This window comes from Nocardia alba NBRC 108234, assembly GCF_001612665.1.
Classification (GTDB): domain Bacteria; phylum Actinomycetota; class Actinomycetes; order Mycobacteriales; family Mycobacteriaceae; genus Nocardia; species Nocardia alba.
Window position 1 is genome coordinate 153,807 of record NZ_BDAX01000004.1, and the last position, 16,846, is coordinate 170,652.

Genomic DNA, 16,846 nt, shown 5'->3' on the forward strand with positions numbered 1-16,846 from the left:
CCGATTCAGCTCGAAGCATCGGAGCCGGTCAGTAGGTCACATCCGCTGCGGCGCCGCAATTCCCAACTGGCCCAAGCCGAGCTCGAGGATTCGGGCAGTCAACCCGCACAGGGCAATTCGGTTCGATCGAATTGGCTCGTCGGCCGCGATGACCGGGCACGCGTCGTAGAAGGTGGTGTAGGCACGGGCGAGCTCGTAGAGGTACCCCGCCAACCGATGCGGCTCCAGCGTGTCGGCCACCTCCGCCAGGACGGTCCCGTAGCCATCGAGCACCAACGCTAGTTCCCGCTCTGCTGGTTCGAGTGGGCCGGCGGTGTCGACTGTGGGCAGCGTCGTGGCATCGGCCTTGCGCAGGATCGAGCGCACTCGAGCATGGGCATACTGCAGATAGACGCCGGTATTGCCGTTGAGCGTCGTCATACGGTCCAGATCGAAGGTGTAGTCCTTGACCCTGGACGTCGAGAGATCCGCGTACTTGACCGCACCGATGCCCGCTTGCTCGGCGATGGTGTCGAGTTCAACGGCAGTCAGGTCGGGGTTCTTCTCGGCGACAACCGCGCGAACACGGGCAGACGCCTCGTCGAGCAAGCCCATCAACCGAACCGTCCCACCCGCACGGGTTTTGAACGGTTTGCCATCGGGTCCCAGGATCGTGCCGTACGCCACATGATCGACGCGGATCGCGTCAGTGAGCCAACCCACCCGCCGCGCCGCTTCGAAAATCAGCTGAAAGTGCAGGGCCTGCCGCGAGTCGGTGACATACAACAACCGGTCCGCGTGGAGCGAAGCGATCCGGTATCGGATGGTGGCCAGGTCGGTGCTGTCGTAGCCATAGCCACCGTCGCGTTTGCGGGCCATCAACACAACAGGCTGATCGTCCGGTCCTGTAACCTGCTCGGACAGCACGACAACGTCGCCGTCGCTATCGACGGCGACACCCTTGTCTACTAGTTCGGCAACGGTGTCAGCGAGCTGATCGTTGTAGAACGACTCGCCGACGTAGTCATCCGGGGTGAGCAGGACATCGAGCCGGTCATAGATCGCGCCGAACGCCTTCTCGGATTCCGCGACGATTTCCCGCCACCGCGCAACCGTGTCGGGGTCGCCGGCTTGCAACGCAACCACCCGGGTCCGCGCCCGGCCAGCGAACGACGGGTCTGAGTCGAATTCGGCGCGGGCAGCCTTGTACAGGCTGTCCAGCGCTGATACCGCGCTCGTATCAGCACCGAGTTCTTCTGTGTGCCAGGGCGATTCGGGATGCTCGTCGATGTACTGGATGAGCATCCCGAACTGGGTACCCCAGTCGCCGAGGTGGTTGGCACGGACGACGTCAGCGCCGAGGAAGCCGAAAACCCGGGCGAGGCTGTCACCGATGATCGTGGTCCGCAGATGCCCGACGTGCATCTCCTTCGCCACGTTCGGCGCGGAGTAGTCGATGACCACTCGATGCCCGTTCTCGGTGGCGGGTACACCGAGCCGGTCGTCAGCCAGCCGTGCGGCGACGCTTTCCCAGATCGCCCGATCAGTGAGGGAGATGTTCAAGAATCCAGGGCCCGACACCTGCACATCGGCTATCACACCATCGGTGAGATCGAGGTGAGTCGCGAGTTCGCCACCGAGTTGAGCCGGCTTCATTCCGACCTTCTTCGCCAACGGCAGCGCGGCATTGGATTGGAAATCTGCCCGATCGGATCGTCGCACTACCGGGTCCGCATCCGCCATCTCCGGGCGGACTCGCACGATCGCCTCCGACACAGCGGCAGCGACACGTCCGAGCAGCGGCAAAATACCGGCAGAGCTCACCTTGGATTCCTTTCGTGGGGATAGTGAGCCCATTGTCGCAGGTGCGTCATGCGGCCGGTGATCTCCGCGAGTTGCGGACCCTCATCGAGTTCGAGACGAAGCGAATCCAAATCCACTGAGGCGGTGAGCATCCAGCCGTCGCGAGTGATCAGCGATGTCCTCGGCAGCCGGTATTCGTCCGGGTACCACGCGGTCGCAGTTTCGCCAGTTCGTCGCGGTGGTGATTCAACCAGTTGCGTTGAACTCGCCATCGACCTCGGCTGGTGGCCACCGCGGGGGTGTCGACCTGGCTCAGGAACTGCTGCGTGATCCCCAACGCATCAGCGACCGCGGTCGGATTGGCCCGCCGGCAAGCCGGTACTCCCGACCGTCGGCGCCGCAGCACCGGTCCCCATCGCGCCGCAACCATCCAGACGACGTTTGCATCCCATCCACGATCGGCTCCTACCCAGCCAGTTCGTGACCGTCGAGAGTCGCGGTCGATGATTATTCGAGCAGATAAAAGGGCTCCCGCCACCGTTTTTCATTGCTGAGCAATCATTCGGTTGCAGGGCACCAGCCAATCACTACCGCTCGGCAAGGCCGTCCGTACCGAAAGGTGTGGGTGGCCTTTGTCGTTCACTAGGATCGTCAGGTGTCGCAGACGTGGATGCCGATATTCGGCTACAACAACAAGGTCGCCCCTGCGAGCGGAATGCTGCTCGGCGGGTCCATCGCCATTCTCATGGCGCACTGGCTCCCACTCTTCGAGATCGACGGCAGACGAGGCCGACGAAGCTACTCATTGTGGGATCTGCGCGAAGTCGGCGCCCCCGGCTTACCTCTGCTGGTCTTCGGCGCGGCCCTGCTGGTCGTTGCGGGTTCAGTCGCCTACCGCCGACACGTACCGAAAATATTGCTGTCCTGCCTCGTGGTCGCTGAAGTCCTCGGAATCCTGATCGCGCTGAGCACCGGATTCACGATCGCCTTCGCGAGCCTGGACTATCCAGCGTCCACTCCCATCGCGTTCAACCCCTGTCTGCTGATCCTCGTCGGCGGGCTCGCCGCCGCCCTTGTCGGCGCATGGCAGCAGCCGAAAATCCACGATCACCGACCCGAACCGGCCGAGTAGAACAGCTCTCCCCGCGATGAGCTAGCGGTAGTGGGCCGCGGCATCCAGGACGGCGGTTCGGTAGGAGGGGCCGAAGAGGGCGGCGTGGGCCAGCAGCAGGTGGAGTTGGTGGAGGGGGATTCGGGTCTGCCAGTCGGGAGCTAGGGGCTGAACTTCGTTGTAGGACGCGATGATTCGGACGAAGTGGGGGGCGCTGCCGAAGAGGGCGAGGGTGGCCAGGTCGGTTTCGCGGTGGCCGCCGTGGGCGGCGGGGTCGATCAGCCAGGGGGTGTCGGACGGGCCCCAGACGATGTTGCCGGGCCAGAGGTCGCCGTGGATTCGGGCGGGAGGTTCGGTGGGGGCTTCGATGTGGATCGACTCGATGAGGGTGGCGTCGGCGGCGTCCAGGGTGCCCGCGTCGACGGCGAGTTTCAGGTACGGCAGGATTCGGCGTTCGCGGTACCAGGTGGGCCAATCGTCACCGGGGGTGTTGTCGAGGGGCAGGCTCGCGAGGAAACCTTCTGTGACAGAGCCGAATTCGGGGGCGCCTGCGTGATGGGTGAGTGCCAGTCCCGCGCCGAATCGCTCGGCGGCGACGACGGTCGGCTCGGCATGGTCGATCCACTGCATCAACAGCAGTTCGTCGGTCTGCGCGTACAGCTGCGGCACCGCCACACCATCGGCCGCTCGCAGCCAGCGAAGCCCGTGCGCCTCCGCCGCGAAGAGACCTGGCGGGGCGGGCGCGGGCTCGGCGGTCGGGGCCGCGGATACCCCGCCGGGCCAGGTCTTCAGGAATAGCTGCGTCCCGTCGTCGAGTCCGATCCGCTCGGCGACGCTGATCGACCCGCCCGCGACGGGCGTCGTCCGTAGGCGCTGGTGCGCGAGAAAGGTCGGCAGCAGATGCGGGTTCGCGCGCAGATACGGCAGGTCCACGCCGCCATCTTGCCCACAACCGCCGACAACGATCAGCGAATCGGGAGATCCCCGGCCACACCATCGGCGCCGAAGCGCTGGAACCAGTTAGTGAACAGGTATTACTAAACACTGTTCATAAATATTGATGGCGTGGTTTCATCAAGGGGAACGTGTTCCACATCACGGTGCGAAGCCCGCGCACCGGATCGAAGGAGACTGCCGTGACCAGTACGAACATCCCCGCGGGATTCGATTTCACCGATCCCGATCTGCTCGCCACCCGATTGCCGATCGAGGAGTTCGCGCAGTTGCGGCGCACCGCACCGGTCTGGTGGTGCGCGCAGCCCGACCGCGCCAGCGGGTTCGACGACGGCGGGTACTGGGTGGTGTCCACGCTGGCCGACATCAAGGAGATATCGAAGAATCCGGAGGACTTCTCCTCACACGAGAACACCGCGATCATCCGCTTCAACGAGGAGACCACGCGCGAGCAGATCGACATGCTCGGCAATATGCTCATGCTGAACCTTGATCCGCCGCAGCACACCAAGATCCGGCGGATCGTGTCGAAGGGCTTCACCCCGCGTGCGGTGGAGAACCTGCGGGCCGCGCTCACCGAGCGGGCCGAGCGGATCGTCTGGGAGGCCAAGAAGTCCGGTCGCGGCGACTTCGTCGAGCAGATTGCGTGCGAGCTGCCGCTGCAGGCCATCGCCGAGCTGATCGGCGTGCCGCAGCAGGACCGGATGAAGCTGTTCGACTGGACCAATCAGATGATCTCCTACGACGATCCGGAGTTCGAGGGCAATCATCACACCGCGACCGCCGAGGTGATGGGCTACGCCTGGAACATGGCCGAACAACGGCGCGGCTGCCCCGCCTCCGACATCGTCACCCAGCTGGTCAACGCCGATGTCGACGGTGAGCACCTCGGTTCGGACGAGTTCGCGTTCTTCGTCATCCTGCTCGCGGTGGCGGGCAACGAGACCACCCGCAATTCGATCACCCACGGCATGAAGGCCTTCGTCGACAACCCGGACCAATGGGAGCTCTACAAGCAGCAGCGCCCGCGCACCGCGCCGGACGAGATCGTGCGCTGGGCGACACCGGTGACCGCGTTCCAGCGCACCGCGACGCGCGACCTGGAACTGGGCGGGCAGCAGATCAGGAAGGGCCAGCGAATCGGATTGTTCTACAGCTCGGCCAATTTCGACGAGACCGCGTTCGCCGACCCGTTCAGGTTCGACGTCCTGCGCGATCCCAATCCGCACGTCGGCTTCGGCGGCACCGGAACCCACTACTGTGTCGGCGCGAATCTCGCCCGCCTGGAGATCGACCTGATGTTCAATGCCATTGCCGACGCGATGCCGAACCTGCGCCAGGTCTCGGACCCGGTCCGGCTGCGCAGCGGCTGGCTCAACGGCATCAAGCGGTGGGAAGTCGAATACGCTTGAACCGAATCCGGATCGAAGGGGTGGCCGTGTGACGGGCAAGGCGCGTGGCCGGGTACCCGTCGTGACCGAGGCCGATATCCGGCGGGTCACGCGGGCGCTGCTGGCCGAGCACGGCCCCGATTCGGTGACGCTGCGCGCGATCGCGCGCGAACTCGGCGTCACCGCGCCCGCGCTGTACCGGCACTATTCCTCACGCGAGGAGTTGATCGAGCGGATGCGGGTGGAGTTCTGCGCTGATCTGGCCGAGTACCTCTCGACCGAGATCGAACCGCTGCCCGACGACGGCGCGGCGCAGTTCCTCGCCATCTGCCGGGGCTTCCGGCACTGGGCGTTGGCCAACCCGAGGGAATTCACCCTGGTGTTCGCCTCGCCCACCTCCGAGCGGTCGATGATGCACCGATTCGACGAACCCTTCGGGCGGATCTTCCTCGCCGCGGCGGGCAGGCTGCTGGCGAACTTCGAGATCGCGACCCCGCCGGGCGAGACCATCCCGGCCGCGCTGCGTGAGGACCTCATCGGCTTCCAGACCGAACTGCTCGCCATGCTGTCGGAGTCGGGACAGAAGTTCCCCGCCGAGAAGCTGGACCTGGGGGTGACGTATCTGATGGTGCAGATCTGGGTTCGACTGTTCGGCCACGTCACCCTCGAGGTGTTCGGCAACTATCCGATCCCCCTGGAAGATCCGGAGGTCATGTTCGACGCCATGCTCGCGGATCTGGCTCGCACCACCGGTTTCGCGGGCTGAGCCCCGCGTTCAGGGGAAAGGTGCCGCGGTGGACCAGCTTTCGCCCGCGACGACAACGTGGTCGAGGTAGCGCAGGCCGACCGTGCGGGCCGCTTGCTGGAGCAGGGTGCTGGCTCGGCGGTCATCGGGGCTGGGGGTCGGGTCGCCGGAGGGGTGGTTGTGGACCACGGCGAAGGCCCGGCCGTCGTGGCGCAGGACGGTATTGAGGATTTCCCGAACGGGAACGGCGACATGGTCGATGGCGCCCTCGGCGACGAAAGTCCGGTGGCGCAGGCGATTCTGGGTGTCGCAGACGAGAACGAGCAGTCGCTCCACGCGAGCACCCGCGAAGAGTGGGATCGCCACTGCCGCGATGTCTTCGGGGGTGGTGAGCTGAGGTAGCGCGTCGGTCGGCGTGCGAGAACGGGTGCCGAGGTGGAAAGCGGCGACGACGGTGGCGGCTTTGGCCGGGCCGATGCCCGCGCGGGCCGCCAGCTCTTCCGGACGCGCGCAGGCGAGTTCGGCCAATCCGCCGTAGTCGCCGATCAATCGGGCGGCGACCTCCAATGCGGAGCGACCACGAGTGCCCTGGCCGAGCAGCAAAGCCAGTAGCTCACCGTCGCTGAGCGCGTGCGGGCCGAGCGACAGCAAGCGCTCGCGCGGGCGTTGGGCGAGCGGCAAACTCGCGATCGGAACCGACATCGTTTCCCCCTGCGGATCGGTGACTGCTGTCGATGATCGCAGGGGGTACCGACAAGTCCGGGCTACCCCTCAGTCACCGTGTCGGTGACGAAACCCGAACCTGAATCCATCCCGTCAGGCGGGCTCCGCGCTGAAGACCGAATCGGCCATCAAACGTTCCAGATTGCGGAGCTGACGCTCGTGCACCACGATGCGACGCAGCGCCTCGTTGACGGTGGCGTTGCTATCGGCGGTGCCCATGATGTCGGCGGCGGCGGCCAGCAGACGCTGATCGAGATCTATTCGCAGGGTGCGCACGCATCCTCCTCTTCTTCGACCGCAATCTTGCGCGATGGCCGCTCGGCTCGTCCGCTAATTCACCGCGTCGTTACCGAAACCATGTGTTCGCAAGTCCGCACACCGGGGGATGACATCGGTCAGCAAGCACCGAGAAAACACTGTTCATCGCCGGAATTCACCGGTAGCCATCCCCGCAACTGCGCAGTTTGCGTAGTTGCGCGCGTCGTTGTTGTCGAGACGGCACGGCGGTGCTTGCCTGGAGTCATGTTCACCGAGGCCAAGCTCTACTCGCCGGTGACGCGCGAGCGTGACGGCGACGTGACGGTGCACCTGAGCGATGACCACCCCGGCAGCCGCGACGAGCACTACCGCGCGCGCCGCAACGCCATCGCCGCCATCGCGCTCGACTACTCCCCCGGCGCCCCCGTACCCCACATCGACTACACCGACGACGAACAGCGGGTATGGCGGATCGCCTCGACGGAGCTGGCCCGCAAACACGAGATCTACGCCTGCCGCGCGATCAGGCAGGCAGCGGGCAACCTCGCCCTCCCCAGCGATCACATTCCGCAACTCGACGAGGTGTCACGGCTGCTGACCCCCCTCACCGGCTTCCGCTACGTGCCCGCCGCCGGCCTCGTTCCACTACGCGAGTTCTTCGGTTCCTTCGCCGAGCGCACCTTCCACTCCACCCAGTACATCCGCCACCACCGCGCCCCGCTGTACACCCCGGAACCCGACGCGATCCACGAGATCATCGGCCACGCCAGCCAGCTCGCCGACCCGCGTTTCGCCGCACTGTACGAGACGGTCGGCACCGCGGTGGCGCGGCTGGAAACCGACAGCGCGCTGAAGTTCCTCGCCGATGTCTTCTGGTTCTCGCTCGAGTTCGGCGTGGTCCGGGAGAACGGCGAAATCCGCTGCTACGGAGCCGGACTGCTGTCCTCCTATGGCGAGATCGACGAATTCCGACAGGCGCGATTACATCCGCTCGATGTCGCGGTGATGGGCACCATCGCCTACGACATCACTCATTACCAGCCGGTACTGTTCTGTGCGGATTCGGTGGATCAGATCGTCGGCGTGCTCGGCGAATTCTTCGCGACCATGACCGACGAGACACCGGCCGAGCTCGGCCTTCGCGCCCAGCCCGTCTCGTAGCTATCTTTCGAAATCGTTGCTACAGAACACAGTTCGACATTCCGCGTTTCTCACTTATTGGGACCCGGCACGCGCGGCCGTTGCTCGGCTGTTACCTTCGACCCGTTCTTCGAGCTTTTGAAAGGGTCGGGTAGACCGAAAATGACTGTGGACGCGACAGATACGCAGGCCGAGCAGAACCCGGAACCGGAAGCACCCCTGTGGCTACAGGGCCGGGAAGCCGTGATCGCCGCCGCGACGCCGGAGCAATGGCGTGGCGACGTTCCCGACTATCACCTGAGCCACGAGGTGATCCCGCGCGAGCGCAGCGTCGAGCACGCGCCCGGTTCGCTGGAGGCGATCGTCGAGGACCTGGTGAAGGTCTTCGAGATGGAGGTCTCGCACAAGGCCGACCCCGCGACCTGGCTGTCGGTGGTGGCCGAACACTACCGGGGCCGGGTCAACGGCGGGACGTGGCAGGACGCCGAGGAGTTCGCTCGGATCGGCAGCTACAACATCCTGATCGGCGACAACCCCTACTACGAATCCGCGAACGAGACCTTCGAGTCCTCGCACCACATCTTCCACACCGCCTTCCCCGGCGGGTTCTTCTGGGAGGTTCAGGAAGTGCTGTCGGGCCCGCCCACGGTGAGCTTCCGCTGGCGGCACTGGGGCAAGTTCGAGGGCGAGTACAAGGGCCACCAGCCCACCGGTGAGCGGATCGAGATGTTCGGTGTGACCATCGCGCGGGTCAGCGAGGATCTGCGCATCCTCGAGCTGGAGCACTTCTACGACAACAACCAGCTGCTCGGCCCGCTGGCCCACGGCTGCCCGGTGCAGCGCTCCTGAGGTGACTCAGCGCCCTTCGGCGGTTGCGTCGAAGGGCATCCCGGCGGCGAGGAAATCCAAGATCTCGCCGATGTTCTCGCTGGTGATCGGCGTGCGGTTCGCGGTGGCGAGCAGCGCGCCGACCATCGCGCCCGCGGCCGCGCGCACCTCGAAGTCGTCGGCGGGGCGGCCGAGATACTCAGCCATCAGTTGACTGCCGAGGTCGATATTGCGCTGGAACTCCAGCCCGACGGCCGACCGTAGCTCGGGCACATGAGTGAGCAGCGCTTGCCGTTCCTCTTCGAACGCGGCGTCGGCGGGCGACAACGCCGCGAACACCTCGATGGTCGCCGCGCGCAGAACCACGAACGGGTGCAGTCCGCGCGGTTGCGCCGCGATGGCCTCGTACAGGAGTGCGTCCAGGTCGTCGGCGACGACCAACTGTTCCTTGGTCGGGAAATAGCGGAAGAAGGTACTCGGCGAGACGTCGGCGGCCGCGGCGATCTGTTCGATCGTCGTCGCGTTGTAGCCCTGTTCGCGAAACAGCGCGAACGCCTCGACCCTGATCCTGCGACGGGTCCGCTCCTTCTTCCGCTCCCGGAGCGACATCTCAGGCTGCATGCACCGATTCTGCCGCATGCGGTGCGTCGTCGGCACCGCCCGCCCGCAGCCGCACGAACAACGCGGCCGCGATCGCCGACGCCAGGCACAGCGCCGCGCACACCCACAGCATGACGTCCATCCCGGTAACGAACGCCTGCTGCACCTGAGCGAGCATCGCCGCGTCCTGCGCGTGCCGGGCCACCGCGACACCGGCGGCGATCCCGTCGGAGATCGGTTCCCGGTTCAGCTCCCCGAGATCCCCGCGATACGCGGTGACGAGCACACTGCCGAGCACCGCCACCCCGATCGTGCCGCCTGCCTGGCGCAGCGCCTGCATCAGCGCCGAGCCCGAACCCGCCCGTTCGGCCGCGAGGTCACCCATCGCCAGGCCCATCGCGGTCGGCATCACCAGTCCCATGCCCGCGCCGAGAACGGTGATCCACAACGCGGTGAGGCCGTAGCCACTGTCGACCCGGGTGAGCGCGCCGAGCGTGGTCCCCGCGGCGAGCACGAGGAACCCGGCCACCAGCACAACCCGTGCGCCCAGGCGCGGCAACAGCCGGTCGACCACTCTGCTGCCCACGATCAGGCCGCCGATCATCGGCAACAACCGCAGTCCACTGCCGAGCGCGTCCACGCCGAGCACCGCCTGGAAATACTGCGGCACGGTGAAGAACATGCCGAACATCGCGAAGTTGACCAGAATGAGAAACGCTGTTCCCCAACAGAATCTCGCGGATCGGAAGAGGCCGAGGTCGATCAGCGGATGAGGGGCGCGACGCTGCCACCACAGGAACCCGGCCGATGTCGCGACGGCGGCGGCGATGATCGCCCAGGACGTGCTGTCACTCCAGCCCTTCTCCCCGATTCGAATGAAGCCGTACGTCAGTCCGAGCATTCCGACCGCCGAGGCGATCGCACCGGGAACATCGACCGGAAAGCGGTTGTCGGCGCGCGACTCCGGGACGAGCAGCGCAACGGCCAGCGCCCCGACGATCACCATCGGCACATTGAGCAGGAACACCGATCCCCACCAGAAATGGTTGAGCAGCCAGCCGCCGACGATCGGTCCGAGCGGCAGTCCGATCGCCGTCGAGGTGATCCAGATCGTCAGCGCGCGCTGCCGTTGCGCCGGATCGGGAAACAGCACCGGCAGCACGGCCATCGACAGCGGCATCGTCGCGGCCGCGGCGATGCCGAGGACAGCGCGCGCGGCGATGAGGACCGCCGACGAGTCGGCGAACGCGCAGGCGATCGACGAGAGACCGAACAGCACGAGAGCGCCGAGCAGGAATCGCTTACGACCGTATCGGTCGCCGAGCGCGCCCGCGGGCAGCATGAAGGCGGCGAGGGCAAGGGTGTACGCGCCGCTGAACCATTGCAGCGCACCGGTATTCGCGTGAAGGTCGACCGCCAGGGTCGGTAGCGCGACGGTGAGCACGGTGACGTCGAGTCCGATGGTGAGCATCGCCACGGCGAGCGCGCCGAGCGCGAGCCAGCGGCGGGCGTCTTCTGTCCGCATTTCTCCTCCGATATGATAGTTACTACCTTTTGATAGTAGCTCTCATTTGATGGTTGATGTCAATACCTCGTCGATAGTCGGGCCTGTCGGCGCGTGGACCGGCGAACGCGCCACCGCGGCGACTATTAGGCTGCGAGGCGATGAGAATTCGTGAAGTCGGCCTGCGCGCCGCATGCTTTCTCGGCGCTGCCGTCGCTGTCACCGCTCTCGCAGGCGCTCCCGCGGTCGCCGTCCCCGCCACCGACCGGCCACCGGTCAGCGGCCCGACGACCACACCCCCGTTCACCACCCCGAACACCGACGACTGCCCGCAGAAGACACAACCGCCCGCCCCGATCGACGAGTCGGAGGTTCCCGAACCCGGCGATCCGACGCCGAGCCCGCTGCCGGTTCCCGCCACCGCCATCGGCGGTCAGCGCATGGGCGAGTGCGGCGTGCTGCTGCCCGCCGGCGCGCCCCCGCCGCCCGCCGAGATCTCCGCGACGTCCTGGATGGTGTCGGATCTCGACACCGGGCGCGTACTCGCCGCCAAGGATCCGCACGGCCGCTACCGCCCCGCCAGCACCATCAAGGTCGCTCTCGCCATCGTGGCGCTGCGCAGTCTGGATCTGAACAAGGTCGTGGTCGGCACCCAGGCCGACGCCGACGTCGACGGCACCAGGGTGGGCATCGGACCCGGCGGGCGCTACACCAATCGCCAGCTCATGCAGGCCCTGATCATGTGCTCGGGCAACGACGCCGCCCACGCCATCGCCACCCAACTCGGTGGCGACAAGGCCGCCGTGGCGAAGATGAACGAGGTCGCGAAGACATTGCGCGCGTTGGATACTCGCGCGGCGACCCCGTCCGGCCTCGACGGCCCCGGCATGAGTACCTCGGCCTACGACCTGTCGGTGCTGTTCCGCGAGGCGATGAGCATCCCATTGTTCGCCGAACTGATCCACACCGAACAGGTGGACTTCCCCGGCTTCCCGGCCGACCCCAAGATCCCCGGCGACGTGGACCACCCCGGGTTCCCGATCGCCAATGACAACCAGCTGCTCTACAACTACGCGGGCGCGATCGGCGGCAAGACCGGTTTCACCGACGACGCCCGTCAGACCTTCGTCGCCGCCGCCGAACGCGACGGCCACCGCCTCGTCGTCACCCTGCTCAAAGCCGACGTGCGCCCGATCCGCCCCTGGGAGCAGGCCGCCCGGCTACTGGACTACGGTTTCACCCTCGACACCGACGCCCGAGTGGGCAAACTCCCCGAATCAGGCAGCGCGGCAGTACAACCCAGCGTCCCCCTGGCATCGCCCCCACCGCGCGCCGACGGCACCCGAACCGAGCCCGAACAACCGGCACACCAGGGCGCCCGCATCGCCACCCTGATCGGCGGCCCCGTGCTGATCCTCGTACTGCTGCTCCTGGCGCGTAAGGCATTGCGCCGCAGGCCCTGACACCTGGCGCTACCGCCGCCTGCCGACGAGCATCAGGGCGAGCGCCGCCACCGCCCCGGCGCCGAAATAGGCGGCGCCGGTTCCGGTCGACATGCCGTGGTCGACCGCGCGAGGCCGGATGACCACCGCGTCCGGCGGCGCGATCGCCGCGGCGCGTTCGTTGTCCGAGGACGTCGCCGCCCACGCCGTCGCGAACAACAGGATCCGATAGGACATGTAGCTGAACACCATCAGGCCGATGATCGACCCGAAGGTCGCGCCCACCGGGCTGGACAGCACCGCCCGCAGGTAGATCGCACCGATGATCTTGAAGATCTCGAAGGCCACCGCCGCCAGCATCGCCGCCCGCGCCGCGCTGCGCAACGAGACCGGTTCGCGGGGCATTCGCGCGATGATCCAGGCGAACACCGCCCACGACGCGAGCAACCCGAGCGCGATCGAGATCAGCCGCAACACCAGCGACGAACCGGGCAGATGATCCGCCCCCAGCAGTTCGAGCAGCCCCTTGCCCAGCCCGCTCGCGGACACCGCCGACAGGCCGAGCGACACCACGAAGGCCAGCCCGAGGCCGACCAGGGCGCCGAGATCGGACAGTTTGGCCAGCCACCAGGGCTTTTCCGGGCTCTGGCTCGCCCACTGTTCGGTGAGCGCGGCCCGCAGATTCGAGATCCAGCCGAGCCCGGTGTAGAGCCCGACCAGCAGGCCGATGACGCCGACCGTGCCCCGGGAGTTCATCGCCTGGTCGATGAGGTCGTTGATCTGAGTACCGAAGGAGCTGGGAATCTTCTCGACGACCTTGTCCTGAAGCTCGGCCAGCAGGTCCGGCTGTCCGGCCAGAATGAAACCGGCCACCGAGAACGCGACCATCAGCAGCGGAAACAGCGACAGCACAGTGAAATACGTGATGCCGGCGGCGAAGAAGTCACCGCGCTGGCTCTGGAACCGCCCACCGGCCCTGACCAGATGATCCAGCCAGGGCCTGCGTCCGATCTGCCTCTCGATCGCCGCCGAGATGTTCTCGATCAACTGCATGACACGCGCCCCTTCAGCGAAAATCCCAGGTGCGCAACGGGTCAGCGAGCGAGGAAGCCAACCCGGTCGTACACCTGAGCGAGTGTGTTGCCTGCGATCTCACGCGCCCGCTCGGCACCCGCGGCCAGCACCCGGTCCAGTTCCGCCTGATCGGACAGGTAGTCCTGCACCCTCTTCTGCACCGGTGTCACGAATTCGACGAGCGCGTCGGCCACCTCGGCCTTGAGATCACCGTAGCCCTTACCCTCGAAGTTAGCCTCGAGGTCGACGATCGGGGTTTCGCGCAGCGAGCTCAGGATCACCAGCAGGTTGCTCACACCCGCCTTGTTCTCCGGGTCGTAGCGGATCTCGCGTTCGGTGTCGGTGACCGCCGAGCGGACCCGCTTGGCGGTGATCTTCGGGTCGTCGAGCAGGTTGATCAGCCCGGCGTCGCTGGCGGCCGACTTGCTCATCTTCGAGGTCGGATCCTGCAGATCGAAGATCTTCGCGGTGCCCTTCACGATGTGCGGTTCGGGCACGACGAAGGTCTTCTTGTAGCGAGTGTTGAAGCGCTGGGCCAGATTTCGGGTCAGTTCGAGGTGCTGACGCTGATCTTCGCCGACCGGTACCTGGTGCGGGCGGTAGAGCAGGATGTCGGCGGCCATCAGAACCGGGTAGGTGAACAGGCCGACGGTCGCGTTGTCGGCGCCCTGTTTGACCGACTTGTCCTTGAACTGAGTCATCCGGCCCGCTTCACCGAAACCGGTGATGCAGCTCAGCACCCACGCCAGCTCCGCGTGCTCGGGCACCTGGCTCTGCACGAACAGCGTGGACTTGGCGGGGTCGATGCCGAGCGCGAGCAGCTGGGCCGCGGCGGACTTGGTGCGCGCGCGCAACGCCTTGGGATCCTGGCTGACGGTGATCGCGTGCATATCGGGAATGAAGTACAGCGCGTCGTACTCGTCCTGCATCGTCACCCAGTACTGCAGCGCACCCAGGTAGTTGCCGAGGTGGAAGGAGTCGCTGGTGGGCTGGATGCCCGACAGCACCCGCTGCTTGCGGTCGGCCGTCGCGGCCGGGGCAGGACTGGACATACCCCAATCTTTCCATGGGCGTCGAGCGGTATTTTCCGGCGGCCCTCCCGAGGCCCCCGCGTGGTTACGCCGCGCCGGGGCCGCCGGTTCGCACCGCGGAATGTCGCTGCGCCCAGTTGCGCGGATCGACGCCGGGCATGCTCGGGTGCCCCGTCTTCACCATGTGTTGCTCGCGACGGGCCAGCAGCTTGTAGGAGGGGGCGCTCGGTCCGGCGAGGGTGCTCGCGAGTACCCGGGGCGCCAACGGTGGGGCGAGGTGGGCGGTCCGGATGCCGGTGCACAACGCGCGGTGGGCGAGTTCGTCGGCGATGCCCCATTCGATGCCGTACATCTGCCGGATCCGGGCCGGGAGGCTGCCCTGCACGAGCAGATACAGCGCCGTACCGACCTGCTCGGCGGGCGGACGCTGCCGGTAGGCCTTGCGATGGCCGGCCAGGTAGGAACCGACCAGGGCCGCCTCCTCGGTGAGGAACAGTTCGGTGGAGTTCAGGTAGGTGTCGAAGTAGCGGCGGAAGGCCGGGTAGTCGGCGGGCGCGGCGTCGCGCGGCATGCCGAACAGCTCGCCCCAGCGAACGTAGTCCTGGTAGAGGTCTTCGCGTTCGGTGGCGGTGAGTTCGCGCACGAGCCGGTCGTGCATCACCTCGGCCGAATCGAAGGTGAAGGCCATGGTCATGAACATCAGGTGCGGATCGTGGGCGGCGTAGGCGGTGCCCGCGCGATGGTGCGCGCCCGCGTCTTCGGGCAGGGTGCCGACCACCGCGTCGTGCTTGCGCCGGGTGAAGGCCAGCGCGCGATCGGCCTCTGCCTTGCTGCCGAGGAAGACCGCTTCGAACAGCGCTCCGGTGACGGCCAGCCGGGTATAGGGGGTTGCCCGATGGGTGGTGTGTTCACTGGTGCCGACGAACAGCAGCGGGTGCACCGCGCCGATCACCAACGCCCGCACGCCGTAGGTCAGACCGACCGCGCGCTTGCTCATCACCCGCCGGATCATCGAATCGTCGGCGAAATATCCGGGTTCGCCGTGCCTGGTAGACATGCTGCGCCTCCTCGTCGAGTGCATCTGGCAATAGAGTCCCCCAGATTTGTAATTCTGACAAGAGCCTCCACCGAAACACCATGAGAGATTGGCGGCACGCACAATGGACGCTGTGGCAGCACAACGGACATACGGTGGCGTTTCGGCACAGGAGCGACAGGCCCAGCGACGGACCGCACTGCTGGACGCGGCACTCGACCTGGTCTCCACCGATGCCAAGCTCACCGTCGCCGGTCTCTGCGCGCGCGCCGGCCTGAACGAGCGGTACTACTACGAGAGTTTCGACAAGCGCGACGACGTACTGGAAGCCCTGCTCGACCGCATCGCGCACGAACTCACCACGGCGATCGCGACCGCACTGGCCGCCGCGCCCGCGGACAGCCGCCTGCAGGCCCACGCCGCGATCGACGCGGGCATCTCGGTGCTCGTCGACGACCCACGCAAGGCCCGCACCGCGCTGATCGCCGGAATGGCGACGCCGGAACTTCGCGCCCGCACCGCCAGGACGGTGCGCGCGTTCGCCCGGCTGGTCGCCGCCGAGGGCACCGGCTTCTACGGCGGCGACGTCCCACGGAATGTGGTCGACTTCCGGGCGATCTACCTGGTCGGCGGCATGACCCAGGCCCTCACGACCTGGCTCGCGGGCGATCTCGACCTCACCCGCGAGGAACTGGTCGACCAGATCACCGACGTCTTCGTGCTCCTCGGCGACGATCTGGCCGACCGCTACCGCTGAGAGCACTGCTTTGCCGCTATCGGCTACGCCTATCCGGCTAACGCGGCAGGCAGTAGCCGGGCGGAACGTCGCACTCCGAGGAGCCCGAGGCGATCTCGACAATATCGAGGAGAATCCCGTCGATGAGCGCGCTCGACCCCGAGGACGGTTCCCCGATCAGCGCAGCCTGCTGCGTGCTCGCGGGCTGAGCCGGGAGCGGCACGCAGACGTCGAGCATGATGCCGTCACACTTCTGGGCAGAGCCGGACGAGAGCGCGAGCAACAGGGCGCCGAGTAGATTGCTCGACCCCGACGAGGCTTCGGCGATCGCCGCAGGCTCGGCGTCGGGCCGCACCGCGACATCGGCCGTCGCCGGGCCGACAGCTGTCGCCGAGATTGCGCCGAAAATACTCGCGCTCAACAGAATTCGCTTCATCAGATACTCCTCGCCGCAGCCTCGGGTGGCCGCACGGCGATGACAGTAAGCGGAC

17 protein-coding genes are annotated in these 16,846 nt (G+C 66.6%); 7 read left to right on the top strand and 10 right to left on the bottom strand.

The genetic code is table 11. The features are described 5' to 3' along the window. Positions 1–36 precede the first annotated feature (36 nt). Complete coding sequence (argS, locus tag NA12_RS08065; RefSeq protein WP_067447913.1) at positions 37–1,803, bottom strand: arginine--tRNA ligase; 1,767 nt, start codon at positions 1,801–1,803, stop codon at positions 37–39. 634 nt (positions 1,804–2,437) lie between these two features. On the opposite strand from argS, the gene NA12_RS08070 reads away from it, so the two are divergent. After that, positions 2,438–2,914 (top strand): hypothetical protein, encoded by a 477-nt coding sequence (locus tag NA12_RS08070; RefSeq protein WP_067447915.1) that lies wholly within the window; start codon positions 2,438–2,440, stop codon positions 2,912–2,914. A 21-nt stretch (positions 2,915–2,935) separates the two neighbouring features. Here the strand turns inward: NA12_RS08070 and NA12_RS08075 are convergent, their stop codons facing one another. Next, a complete protein-coding gene (locus NA12_RS08075) occupies positions 2,936–3,826 on the bottom strand; it encodes a fructosamine kinase family protein (RefSeq protein WP_067447917.1) in 891 nt (296 codons plus the stop codon). Positions 3,827–4,029: 203 nt separating this feature from the next. Here NA12_RS08075 and NA12_RS08080 point away from each other — a divergent pair, with 203 nt between their 5' ends. Together NA12_RS08080 and NA12_RS08085 are read left to right on the top strand one after the other, a co-directional pair. Further along, a complete protein-coding gene (locus NA12_RS08080; RefSeq protein WP_067447919.1) occupies positions 4,030–5,259 on the top strand; it encodes a cytochrome P450 in 1,230 nt (409 codons plus the stop codon). Between the two features lie 28 nt (positions 5,260–5,287). After that, positions 5,288–6,004: a TetR/AcrR family transcriptional regulator gene (locus tag NA12_RS08085; protein WP_067447921.1), complete on the top strand. Its 717-nt coding sequence runs from the start codon at positions 5,288–5,290 to the stop codon at positions 6,002–6,004. Between the two features lie 9 nt (positions 6,005–6,013). On the opposite strand, the gene NA12_RS08090 is transcribed toward NA12_RS08085, so the two are convergent. Further along, complete coding sequence (locus tag NA12_RS08090) at positions 6,014–6,685, bottom strand: JAB domain-containing protein (RefSeq protein WP_067447923.1); 672 nt, start codon at positions 6,683–6,685, stop codon at positions 6,014–6,016. Positions 6,686–6,799: 114 nt separating this feature from the next. Then, a complete protein-coding gene (locus tag NA12_RS08095) occupies positions 6,800–6,982 on the bottom strand; it encodes a type II toxin-antitoxin system VapB family antitoxin (RefSeq protein WP_067447925.1) in 183 nt (60 codons plus the stop codon). Between the two features lie 246 nt (positions 6,983–7,228). Between NA12_RS08095 and NA12_RS08100 the strand changes: the two genes are divergently transcribed. Next, on the top strand, positions 7,229–8,125 hold the full coding sequence (locus NA12_RS08100; protein WP_067447927.1) for a phenylalanine 4-monooxygenase: 897 nt from the start codon (positions 7,229–7,231) through the stop codon (positions 8,123–8,125). Between the two features lie 141 nt (positions 8,126–8,266). Next, a complete protein-coding gene (locus NA12_RS08105; RefSeq protein WP_067447929.1) occupies positions 8,267–8,953 on the top strand; it encodes an ester cyclase in 687 nt (228 codons plus the stop codon). A 6-nt stretch (positions 8,954–8,959) separates the two neighbouring features. Here the strand turns inward: NA12_RS08105 and NA12_RS08110 are convergent, their stop codons facing one another. Together NA12_RS08110 and NA12_RS08115 are read right to left on the bottom strand one after the other, a co-directional pair. Continuing rightward, positions 8,960–9,553: a TetR family transcriptional regulator gene (locus NA12_RS08110; protein ID WP_243655058.1), complete on the bottom strand. Its 594-nt coding sequence runs from the start codon at positions 9,551–9,553 to the stop codon at positions 8,960–8,962. Next, complete coding sequence (locus NA12_RS08115; protein WP_067447933.1) at positions 9,543–11,057, bottom strand: MFS transporter; 1,515 nt, start codon at positions 11,055–11,057, stop codon at positions 9,543–9,545. The genes NA12_RS08110 and NA12_RS08115 overlap by 11 nt, the downstream gene beginning before the upstream one ends. Before the next feature lie 140 nt (positions 11,058–11,197). On the opposite strand from NA12_RS08115, the gene NA12_RS08120 reads away from it, so the two are divergent. After that, positions 11,198–12,499, top strand: coding sequence for a D-alanyl-D-alanine carboxypeptidase family protein (locus NA12_RS08120; protein ID WP_067447935.1), 1,302 nt, complete (start codon positions 11,198–11,200; stop codon positions 12,497–12,499). 9 nt (positions 12,500–12,508) lie between these two features. On the opposite strand, the gene yhjD is transcribed toward NA12_RS08120, so the two are convergent. From yhjD to NA12_RS08135, 3 genes are all read right to left on the bottom strand, one after another. After that, positions 12,509–13,531, bottom strand: coding sequence for an inner membrane protein YhjD (gene yhjD / locus NA12_RS08125; RefSeq protein WP_067447937.1), 1,023 nt, complete (start codon positions 13,529–13,531; stop codon positions 12,509–12,511). A 41-nt stretch (positions 13,532–13,572) separates the two neighbouring features. Beyond that, positions 13,573–14,604, bottom strand: a complete 1,032-nt coding sequence (trpS, locus tag NA12_RS08130; RefSeq protein ID WP_067447939.1) for a tryptophan--tRNA ligase — start codon at positions 14,602–14,604, stop codon at positions 13,573–13,575. Positions 14,605–14,668: 64 nt separating this feature from the next. After that, positions 14,669–15,640 (bottom strand): oxygenase MpaB family protein, encoded by a 972-nt coding sequence (locus tag NA12_RS08135; protein WP_067447941.1) that lies wholly within the window; start codon positions 15,638–15,640, stop codon positions 14,669–14,671. A gap of 103 nt (positions 15,641–15,743) precedes the next feature. Between NA12_RS08135 and NA12_RS08140 the strand changes: the two genes are divergently transcribed. Then, positions 15,744–16,376: a TetR/AcrR family transcriptional regulator gene (locus NA12_RS08140; RefSeq protein WP_067447943.1), complete on the top strand. Its 633-nt coding sequence runs from the start codon at positions 15,744–15,746 to the stop codon at positions 16,374–16,376. A gap of 37 nt (positions 16,377–16,413) precedes the next feature. On the opposite strand, the gene NA12_RS08145 is transcribed toward NA12_RS08140, so the two are convergent. Beyond that, positions 16,414–16,791 (bottom strand): hypothetical protein, encoded by a 378-nt coding sequence (locus tag NA12_RS08145; RefSeq protein WP_067447945.1) that lies wholly within the window; start codon positions 16,789–16,791, stop codon positions 16,414–16,416. Between the last annotated feature and the right edge of the window lie 55 nt (positions 16,792–16,846).

Bases quoted from the DNA above. Each gene is read 5' to 3' on its own strand.
- NA12_RS08100 (WP_067447927.1), top strand. From the start codon at position 7,229: ATGTTCACCGAGGCCAAGCTCTACTCGCCGGTGACGCGCGAGCGTGAC.
- NA12_RS08110 (WP_243655058.1), bottom strand. From the start codon at position 9,553: ATGCAGCCTGAGATGTCGCTCCGGGAGCGGAAGAAGGAGCGGACCCGT.
- NA12_RS08140 (WP_067447943.1), top strand. From the start codon at position 15,744: ATGGACGCTGTGGCAGCACAACGGACATACGGTGGCGTTTCGGCACAG.
- yhjD (WP_067447937.1), bottom strand. From the start codon at position 13,531: ATGCAGTTGATCGAGAACATCTCGGCGGCGATCGAGAGGCAGATCGGA.
- NA12_RS08135 (WP_067447941.1), bottom strand. From the start codon at position 15,640: ATGTCTACCAGGCACGGCGAACCCGGATATTTCGCCGACGATTCGATG.
- NA12_RS08145 (WP_067447945.1), bottom strand. From the start codon at position 16,791: ATGAAGCGAATTCTGTTGAGCGCGAGTATTTTCGGCGCAATCTCGGCG.
- NA12_RS08115 (WP_067447933.1), bottom strand. From the start codon at position 11,057: ATGCGGACAGAAGACGCCCGCCGCTGGCTCGCGCTCGGCGCGCTCGCC.
- trpS (WP_067447939.1), bottom strand. From the start codon at position 14,604: ATGTCCAGTCCTGCCCCGGCCGCGACGGCCGACCGCAAGCAGCGGGTG.
- NA12_RS08105 (WP_067447929.1), top strand. From the start codon at position 8,267: ATGACTGTGGACGCGACAGATACGCAGGCCGAGCAGAACCCGGAACCG.
- NA12_RS08090 (WP_067447923.1), bottom strand. From the start codon at position 6,685: ATGTCGGTTCCGATCGCGAGTTTGCCGCTCGCCCAACGCCCGCGCGAG.
- NA12_RS08120 (WP_067447935.1), top strand. From the start codon at position 11,198: ATGAGAATTCGTGAAGTCGGCCTGCGCGCCGCATGCTTTCTCGGCGCT.